The sequence below is a fragment of the Johannesbaptistia floridana genome (assembly GCF_057440575.1).
Window position 1 is genome coordinate 1 of sequence record NZ_JALKVM010000278.1, and the last position, 9,542, is coordinate 9,542.

The following is a 9,542-nucleotide window of genomic DNA, read 5'->3' on the forward strand; positions in this document are numbered from 1 at the left end:
TGCTCCCTGCTTTCTCAAAATAAATATGTTTGATTCAAAACCTACGCAGTATTGGCGAGGGTCTGAGTTTAACCTGCCTCAGTGTTGATAACTTTTTGGTTAGAGTCATAATAAAAAGTTCAATTTAAATGCACAAAAGCAGCTTATTTCTAAATCATTAATACCTCAAGAGGGCAATTCAACTATCTTGTTATTGTAACGATTCATGGCTTGTTCTAAACCCTGTTTGAGGCTACAGGCGATCGCATCGGTTGTAAGTACAATCATTTCATCGATCACTTTTTGTTCTGTGGGAGAGAATTTTCCCAACACGTGAGAAACGGTATTTTTAGACTGACCTGATTTCCCTATACCAATACGCAGGCGAGCAAAATTTTGTTGATTCACGTGGGCAATAATTGATTTCATGCCATTGTGTCCTCCCGCAGAACCTGATAGTCTAATCCGTAGACGTCCTACAGGTAAATCCATATCATCGTAGATAACTAGTAGAGATTCAACGGGCAACTTGTACCAATCTATCACTGCCCTTACTGATTGTCCCGAACGATTCATATAAGTTAAAGGTTTGAGTAGACGTACTTTTTGACCCTTGGTGGCGATTCCTTCGGTGTATAAACCCTGGAAGCGTTTTTGTTCTTGCCAAGTAAATCCCCAGGTTGAGGCTAAAGCATCTAATACAGTAAAACCAATATTATGTCTAGTTTGATCGTATTTTGGTTCTGGATTTCCTAAACCGACAATTAGTTGTGGAATAAGCATGATTATTTTGAAAAAATAGATGTTAGTAGTTTATACAGTAGTCGCATAAAAATTGAGCTAAGAATACCTAAGCCTGCCCCAAACAGGCAAAAAATAAACATAAAAAATTTAGGCAACTGAAGATTATTAGTAATGATGTAGTGGGATTGAGGCCACAACCAGACTATCCCCACACTAATCATAATTAAAAATAATAACTCAAGACTCTCTAGCCAACCCAAAAAGGCTAAGAAGGTTAAGATAACTAAGGCACCTCCAGTGATTGCTAGGGGGATGACAAAACTTGTACTAGCGAAAAGAAAGCTGGTACTAACAATAAGTACTAATATGGTTTCAAAGCCAATTAAACCTCCAATTGATAACATTTTCCTCAAAGATGGAGGTTTAGGGGGAGGTGTTTGACGTTTTGGTTTTGGAGGTTTTTTAGATTTCTGCTGCTGGGGTGGTGGTGATGGTTGGTTGACAGGTATGGGTGCTGGTGATGGTTGGTTGACAGGTATGGGGGATGGTGATGGTTGAGTGATAGGTATGGGGGATGGTGATGGTTGGTTGACAGGTATGGGGGATGGTGATGGTTGGTTGACAGGTGGAGTAAATGTAGTAGGATAACTTAGTTCATTGATAATTTCTGCTGCTGATTGAAAGCGATCTTCTGGTTTAGGTTTCAACATAGTGTCGAGGATATTAGCTAGGCGAGCGCTCACCTTTGGGGCATAATTATGCCATTCCCACTTATTTTCATAAGGGTCAAATAAATCTGAGGCTTGTTTTGCTGTAAGTAAATTGATACAAGTAACTGCTAGGGCATATAAATCTGTGGAGGGGTATATTTGTTTGCCTGCCATTTGTTCTGGTGGTGCGAAGCCCGGTGTATGTACTCCTGTGGATGATTGTTCTAAGCTTTGATTGGTTACTTGTTTTACGGCACCGAAGTCGAGCAAATAGAGTAATCCTTGTCGGTTACTCATGATATTTGATGGTTTAATATCTCGATGAATTGAGTTATTTTCGTGTACAAATTTCAAGACATTGAGCATTTCTGTCAATACTACTTTGGTTTCTGCTTCGCTAAATTTGCCTTTTTTGGCTAATTTTTCTTCTAGAGTTTCACCATCAATAAATTCTTGTACCAGGTAAAAAAACTGTTCTTCGGTGCTGTTGCTTTTATTGGGTATTATTAGGGGAAAATAGGCGTATAAATCGGGAATTTGACGGTGTCTGCGGCCTAATTGTTCTAATACTGTTGCTTCTCGCTCAAATAATTCTTGTGCTAAGGCTAGTTCTGAAGGCTGTAAATTAATAGAGGGTTTAAATTGTTTAACTACACAGTCACGTAAAGTGGGTGTATAGCGATCGCGTGCTAAAAATGCTGCTCCAAATCCTCCTTCTCCGAGTAATCTTATTGGTAAATATCGTCCTGTTAGAATCAATGGCATGCCACAGCTTCTACAATATTTTTGTTGAGCAGTTGTTAGTTTTGCTTTATCGTCTAAATCAGAAAAATGGTTGCTAGGATTAGCACAATGGGGGCGAGTGCAAAAAATTTCCATCACAAAGGAGTTTTGTTTGGGTCATTTATATCTTTATTATAGAAGATTATTTTTCCAGAAACTCATGATCATGCCTCGTCAAGTGATGAAGCAGAAAGTAGCAGCTAAACAGTCTTTACCGTCTTGCTTCCTTCTGCAACTCAACTTTAATCAAATTTACATATCCAATAAGTCGTCTTCTTGATGAGTGAGAATTACACAATCAGAAAGAGGATAGCTTTTACAAGTTAATATAAAACCAGCATCTAATTCTTTGGGTTTTAAAAAGTTGTGATCTTGTTCTACTTTCCCTGTCATTAATTTACCAGTACACATAATACACGACCCTGCACGACAAGATACGGGGAGAGAGATGCCTTGTTGTTCAGCAGCATCTAAAATATATTCTTCCTCTTTTACTTTGATAGTTTTCTTTAACCCAATTTTAGGATTTACTAAAGTGACATTATATACTTTATCTGAGTTTTCAGTTTCAAACATAACTTATGATCCTCTTATTTTTCTTTTAAGTTAGACTTGATACTTTGATTATTCCCCAATATTTTCCTTAATCTTGATTATTGTTATTTAAATTAATATTTGTCTATAGCATTTTTCGGACTCATGAGGTTGTACCTAACTCTCTTGCCTCTCCTGCCTCGGTGCCTCTGGGAGCCTCAAAAGGATCACCTCTGTACCTCACCAGTATGAGAATTGCTATATAGTTTAATGAGGCGCAAACATTATATCCCGTACATCATCTTACTATCATCTAGGCGATCGCTAAATAGGGTTTAACCGTCAGCTTGTAAGGACTTGCGCCCCAAGACTTGCGCTAACTTGTTACCAAAAGTATCTTGTGAACAGTTTAACTTTGTTGGTCAACCAACTCGTCCACAGGCTGAGGCTGACCAGATGCTGGGGGATTACCTCCCCCTTTAAGGAAATTTTGTTCAAAAGATTTAATCACAATATAGAGATTAGGTACAAATAATAAACTCAAAGCTGTAGAAACCAGCATACCTCCGAATACCGCAGTCCCCAAAGACCAACGACTCACAGACCCTGCACCCGAAGCAATCAACAAAGGTAAAAAGCCGAACAAAGTAGAAAATGCTGTCATGAGAATCGGACGAAAACGTTGTTCTGCGGCATAAATAGCAGCTTTACTAATACTCAACCCTAATTCTCGGGCTTGATTAGCAAATTCTACAATCAAAATCGCATTTTTACTAGCCATACCAATGAGCATCACTAAACCCACTTGAGCATAAATATTATTATTCAAAATTGGCCAAATGCCTGCCCCCGCATTCAAGGGAAATGATTGCACAAAGGCAACCCGGAACCAAATACCCCCCAAGGCGCCTAGAATCGCTAGAGGTACAGTGAGCATAATAATCAAAGGGTCAATATAACTTTCATATTGGGCGGCTAGTACCAAAAACACCATAACAAAACCTAAACCGAAGACGATGGGTGCAGCACCTGCTGATTCTTTCTCCTCTGCTGCCGTATTAGTCCATTCATAACCAAAACCAGGTTGCAAGGTTGACTCAGCCACTTCTTCCATGGCTTGAATTAACTGTCCAGAACTAAATCCCGGGGCTGGAGAAAGATTAACTTTAACTGCTGGGTAAACATTGTAGTTAGTAACAATTGGGGGATAAGTTTTTGGTTCCACGCTTAGCAGATTACTGAGTTGAATCATCTCTCCATCTACTGACCTTACATAAATCTGACTGATATCTGCTGGGTTATCGCGAAACTCTCCTTCTGCTTGGGCAAATACCCGATAAACGCGCCCCTCTAAAACAAATTGATTCACATAACTAGCACCTAAATATACCTGGAGAGTTCTGATAATGTCATCAATGCGTACATTTTGGGCCTTAGCTTTATTACGGTCTATATCTGCTTCTAGGATAGGACTATCAAAGGTAAATGTAGTTAAAGCTAAGGCAATTTCGGGACGCTCATTAGCTTTTTCAATGATTTGTTGTGTATTGGCAATTAAGGCATCCATACCCTTGAGTTGACGGTCTTGAATATATATTTCCGAACCACTAAAGTTACTCAAACCATCTACTGGAGGTGCATTAGCCGCAAATACTCTAGCCCCAGTAATATTTTGCTGTAGACGTTGATTTAAAGCCCCAATTACCCCAAACACTGAACTTTTAGGACCTTCGCGCTCATCCCAGGGTTTTAACTTGATAAAAAATAGTCCCTTGTTACTGTTTTGACCGTCAAAAGAGAATCCTGCTAAACCCATAGCGTGTTCTACCTCATCAAAGGTCATTACTTGCTCCATAATTTCTTTATGTACAGAGTCAGTATAAATAAGAGATGAGCCTGCGGGAGCTTCTGTTACTAGGAAAAAGTAACCTTGGTCTTCTTCGGGAACAAATCCTTGGGGTAAGGTTTGATACATCCATCCGGTTAAGACTAAACCGCCAATAAATATCACCATCACCAGAATTTTTATCTTTGTTAAAAATTCTACTAAGCCGCGATACTTATCTTTAACTGCATCAAATGTATTGTTAAAAAGGTTAAAAAACTTGCCTAATGGTCCTTTTACTGGTTGGGGCGCTGTTAATAATACTGCTGACATAGTGGGAGAAAATGTCAAGGCATTGAATGTTGAGAAAGCTACCGCTACAGCAATGGTTAGGGCAAACTGTTTGTAAACAACTCCTGTGGTACCAGGAAAGAAGGATACGGGAACAAATACTGCCATTAGTACTACTGAGGTTGAAATTACTGCCCCTACTAATTCGTCCATGGCGTCTAATGCTGCTTGCATTGGGCGCATTCCTTGGTTGAGTTTCCCTGAAACTGCCTCTACTACTACAATCCCGTCGTCTACTACTAATCCTGTAGCTAGTACACAGGCAAAGAGAGTTAATTGATTTAGAGAGAAACCGAGTACCTGTAACCCAATCATCGCCCCTACTAAAGCTACCGGAATGGCGATCGCCGGGATAATTGTGGTCCTCCAGTCTTGTAGAAACACAAATATAATTAGTACCACCAATCCTATCGCTTGCATCAGAGTTACTGTTAAATCTTTTAGCGCTGCGTTAATAAATAGGGTGTTATCTAGTACGTTGACGTATTTTAATCCTGGAGGAAAGTCTTTTTCTAATTCTTTTAATCTATTTTTTACTGCTTCTGCTGTTTCTAGAGCATTTGTTCCTGGTAACTGATAAATTACCAAACCTGCTGTTGGTATATCTCCGTCTAAAATCACCTTAGTTGCATAGTTTTCTACCCCTAATTCTGCTCTCCCCACATCTTTAATTTTTACTAAGGTACCATCTACTCCCACCTTTAACACTAACTCTTCTGCTTCTGCTGGGGTTTCAAAACGTCCTGCAACTCGTAGAGGAATTTCAAACTGTTGTTCGGGAGGCGCTGGTAATCTCCCTACCCCTCCTGTCCCCACCTCGAAGTTTTGTTCTTGTATCGCGTTAACTACGTCACTAGCTGTTAATTCTCTTGCTGCTAATTTATTTGGATCTAACCATATACGCATTGAATAGGTTGCTGAACCAAAGGCAGCTAAATTTCCTACCCCTTTTATTCTCTTGAGTTCATTCCATATATAACGATCTACATAGTTGAAGACAAATGTTGTGTCGTATAAATACTCTCCCTCTTTACCTTTGTCCGAGAAGAAAGCATAAGCTAGAGTTACACTCGGTGACTGTTTCGAGGTTGTTACCCCTGTTTGGGTTACTACTGGTGGTAAATCTGATTGGGCTTGGGTAACATTGTTTTGTACTAGTACCTGAGCTATATTACTATCTACTTCTGTTGGGAAACTGATATTAATAGTCGTATTTCCATTGTTATCTGTGTTGGAACTAATCCACTTTACATCTTCTGTACCGTTTATTTCTCTTTCGAGAACATTAGTCACATTATCTACGGCAGTTTTAGCATCTGCACCTACATAGTTAGAGCTTACTTGTACCTGTTTTGGGGCAATTTCTGGCATTTTATCTAGAGGTAAAACTGCTAGACAAATTGCCCCAATGAGAATAATTACCATTGTGCAAACAGTTGTTAAAACTGGTCGCTTAATAAAGGGGGTAGCAATTGAGAGTAACATATTTTTATCTAATTTATACTTGTATTGTCATATTGAGAATTCTGTAGTCCTTTACTAAGGATTATAAAATCGCCTTATAGCAATTCCAAAGCAAGTGAGGTACATTTTCTGTTCGTTAGTTTTCTGTTCAGAAGTTCCCTAAATCCGTTAACCTCTGTACCTCAGCAGAGTTAAAAACGCTATATTATTATGTTTATGACTCTCTATTTTAGTTTATTATCTTAATTAATTTATACTTGTTTAATCATTCTTTAACATATATTTTTTCCCTATGATGAGTTACACAGGTTAAGGCAATAGGTAATATTTTGATATTTTACTTCCGCTAATCTTCAACGGAATTAAATTCTTGAACTTCCTATTAAGATAAAACTAATCCTATTGCTAAGAGTAAACCACTGAAAAAATGAAAGTTTACTGCTATAAATTTACAGTTGCTTACCAGGGATGGTTGGTCGTGATATTTATTCACATGGTTAACTAATTGATAACCAAAGGGGATACTCAAAAAAGTAATTAAACTCCAAGGAGAGAGTAAACCTAAAGCTGTAAATAATCCTAGTAAAATAAATACACTTAACACACTCCCCATTAATACCCGTGCTCCCATTTTAGTCCCTAAACGGACAATGGGCGATCGCTTCCCTGCTTTTAAATCGTCTTCTACTTGATGAAAATGAGAACAAAATAGAATTATCGAGGTGGTTATACCAATAATTATTGATACATACCAAGCTGTGGCAGCAACTTCTTTTCCTTGAGAATAGGCCGCAGCAGCGATCGCCAATGGACCAAAACAGACAAAACAGATTAACTCTCCCAAACCCTGATAACCTAATCTAAAGGGTGGACCTTGATAAGTGTATCCCAAGACACAACATAAAATAATTATTCCTAGTACAGTATAATCCTGCTGCCAAAAATTGATTAATAAAATACCCAATATCCCCAGTCCTAGACACAAATTACTCACCCAAAAAACTAAATTTTTATTTCCGGTAAGATTAACTACAGAATGGGCTTTATTTACATCTATTCCTGTTTCTGAGTCAAAAACATCATTACTCAAATTCAACCAGGCAATAATCGCAATCCCTGCCAATAAAAAAGTAATAAAAATAGAAGCTGAAAACTGTTTAGTATCTGCAAAACTTGCCGCTGTCCCTACTGTAATTGGAATTACTGCTACTGTGTACATGGGAGGCTTAATTGCCGCTAACCACAATTTTTTCTTACTGGGATTATTCTCTACTAGTTTGGTTGTCATCTGTTTATTTTAATCAAAGAATGCGAAAAGAATTTAAAAAGTCAGTCACCGCCTCAGAAACTTCCGTTGTCTTGTCTTGACTTGCTGCTGTTACGATAAAACGTTCTTTCACTAAATAGATACGAAAAGTAATTATTTCTGATTCAGAAGCCACATTAAACTCTCTACCCGGGTATTCTTGGAACTCAAGTTCTTCACTAGAAATTAAATTGAGACTATTTTTCTCTAAAATTGCCTCAGCGAGGAGATTAATTGCTTCCTCTGGTTGACTGAGTATTTCTGGAGAAAGAATATCAGAATAGGCCGCTATGAAGCGAAAATCTTGGGGATGAGTTGCCCAAACCTCGAAATTAGCTTCACCAATACCCAATTCTAAAGTAACATTTTCTAGACTATGATTTCCTTGGGGCATCCAAATGGAAAAATTAGCTTCCCGAAAGAAATATTTATGCCAGCGCAATTCGTTTTGTTCAACACTAAGCAACTGAGAAGGGTGTTCCACACTATTCGGATTTAGGTTTTCTAACCTTCTGATTTCCCTATCCATAAACTCTTCTCCTTCCCGGAAAAAAGTTGGGCGATCGCTTATTTGTGCTCTTATTGGTGACCAATTAGCTACACAGACAAACGTCAAACTAGTCAGAAAACTTACAATAAATCTTAACTTCATAGTACTCTTTCTTTTAAATTTTGGTCGCATACAGATTACATTCACACAACCTAGTTAAAAAATAAGTAGCCATTTTTAATCCGTAGGCAGATTTCCAGGAAGCGGCAGGAAAACATCCCTTAGCAGCATTGATAGTAAAATCCCATTGGGGGTAATTATTACCTTGCCATTGATTATTAACACGCCAACTCACTTGATCCCCAAACTTTTGAAATACTCCAACATCTTGAGTTTTCAGAGTCTCCTCACTCCCTCCTACCTGACGATAGATAGTTGTTTGAATACTATAGCCAAAACGGTCTTGACTATATATGCGCCAGAGTCTATCGATAATTTTTAAAGCATTACAGGGAAATCTTTTGATATTATCGGGAGTTAGAGAATCTGGATTTTTACAGTTGCTGATTTCTAAGATTAGACGGCTAGTTTCTGCATCAGCTTCTTTGAATTTACCATTAGCTAGAAATTCTTGTAAAGCTCCATATCTGTCTATATCGCCTACTAACAGTAATTTTTGCTCTAAATAGGCAATTTTTTCTTCTAATTTACTTATGCGATCGCTGTAATCTGTTTCTGTTGCTTGCTCACACATTACCAAAAAACTTATTTAATACCTGATCATCCTTTCCATATTAGGCCAAATTCACCATACTGACAAAAAATCTTGAAAAGATGTCTTAAACTCAGACCCTCGCATCTTTATCCAAAGTTACTTGTGGATGAGTAATGAGTTTTGAAGTCTTGAAGTAAGAAGTAAGGAGTCTTGAAGTGAGCAAGTCTTGAAGTAAGAAGTCTTGAAGTTTTGAAGTGAGGAAGTAAGGAGTTAAAGAATTAATGCTCAACGCTTAAAAATTGGTTGACCGAGTGCAAGATCTTAGGCGAAAGAGAAATGAACTTTTTCTGAGGTTAATTTAGTACATAAGTTCTGGTGCTTTGATATGAGTATTAGATATTTATAGCAGTGACCGCAGTGGTGTTAACAACATTTATAGCAAGCTCGCCAATAGATGTTTACAGTTATCATGAAAAGCCCCCCTTTGTTAAGGGGGGTTGGGGGGATCTGTAAATATAAATATTGTTAACACTACAACGCTCATTGCTATATCACTAACTTTTCCCCCCTTCCCCCCCCTTACTAAGCTCAGATCTTGCATCTTTATCAAAAGTTACTGGTTGTGGTTGAGTAATGAGTTT

The 9,542-nt window shown here is 38.1% G+C and carries 7 protein-coding genes; all 7 read right to left on the bottom strand.

Annotated elements, in window-relative coordinates; genetic code table 11:
- Positions 1 to 165: 165 nt before the first annotated feature.
- Entirely contained in the window at positions 166 to 762 is a 597-nt protein-coding gene (gene pth, locus MW688_RS17065) for an aminoacyl-tRNA hydrolase (protein ID WP_486737216.1), read from the bottom strand.
- Positions 763 to 764: 2 nt separating this feature from the next.
- Entirely contained in the window at positions 765 to 2,312 is a 1,548-nt protein-coding gene (locus MW688_RS17070; protein WP_486737217.1) for a protein kinase domain-containing protein, read from the bottom strand.
- A gap of 156 nt (positions 2,313 to 2,468) precedes the next feature.
- On the bottom strand, positions 2,469 to 2,792 hold the full coding sequence (locus MW688_RS17075) for a 2Fe-2S iron-sulfur cluster-binding protein (RefSeq protein WP_486737218.1): 324 nt from the start codon (positions 2,790 to 2,792) through the stop codon (positions 2,469 to 2,471).
- A 367-nt stretch (positions 2,793 to 3,159) separates the two neighbouring features.
- Entirely contained in the window at positions 3,160 to 6,411 is a 3,252-nt protein-coding gene (locus MW688_RS17080; protein WP_486737219.1) for an efflux RND transporter permease subunit, read from the bottom strand.
- A gap of 361 nt (positions 6,412 to 6,772) precedes the next feature.
- The gene (gene menA, locus MW688_RS17085; RefSeq protein WP_486737220.1) at positions 6,773 to 7,678 is read right to left on the bottom strand and encodes a 2-carboxy-1,4-naphthoquinone phytyltransferase; all 906 of its coding nucleotides are present in this window, start codon (positions 7,676 to 7,678) and stop codon (positions 6,773 to 6,775) included.
- Between the two features lie 13 nt (positions 7,679 to 7,691).
- Positions 7,692 to 8,348 (bottom strand): hypothetical protein, encoded by a 657-nt coding sequence (locus MW688_RS17090; RefSeq protein ID WP_486737221.1) that lies wholly within the window; start codon positions 8,346 to 8,348, stop codon positions 7,692 to 7,694.
- A gap of 13 nt (positions 8,349 to 8,361) precedes the next feature.
- The gene (locus tag MW688_RS17095; RefSeq protein ID WP_486737222.1) at positions 8,362 to 8,940 is read right to left on the bottom strand and encodes a GUN4 domain-containing protein; all 579 of its coding nucleotides are present in this window, start codon (positions 8,938 to 8,940) and stop codon (positions 8,362 to 8,364) included.
- Positions 8,941 to 9,542 lie beyond the last annotated feature (602 nt).

Bases quoted from the DNA above. Each gene is read 5' to 3' on its own strand.
- MW688_RS17090 (WP_486737221.1), bottom strand. From the start codon at position 8,348: ATGAAGTTAAGATTTATTGTAAGTTTTCTGACTAGTTTGACGTTTGTC.
- MW688_RS17075 (WP_486737218.1), bottom strand. From the start codon at position 2,792: ATGTTTGAAACTGAAAACTCAGATAAAGTATATAATGTCACTTTAGTA.
- pth (WP_486737216.1), bottom strand. From the start codon at position 762: ATGCTTATTCCACAACTAATTGTCGGTTTAGGAAATCCAGAACCAAAA.
- MW688_RS17095 (WP_486737222.1), bottom strand. From the start codon at position 8,940: ATGTGTGAGCAAGCAACAGAAACAGATTACAGCGATCGCATAAGTAAA.
- MW688_RS17070 (WP_486737217.1), bottom strand. From the start codon at position 2,312: ATGGAAATTTTTTGCACTCGCCCCCATTGTGCTAATCCTAGCAACCAT.
- MW688_RS17080 (WP_486737219.1), bottom strand. From the start codon at position 6,411: ATGTTACTCTCAATTGCTACCCCCTTTATTAAGCGACCAGTTTTAACA.
- menA (WP_486737220.1), bottom strand. From the start codon at position 7,678: ATGACAACCAAACTAGTAGAGAATAATCCCAGTAAGAAAAAATTGTGG.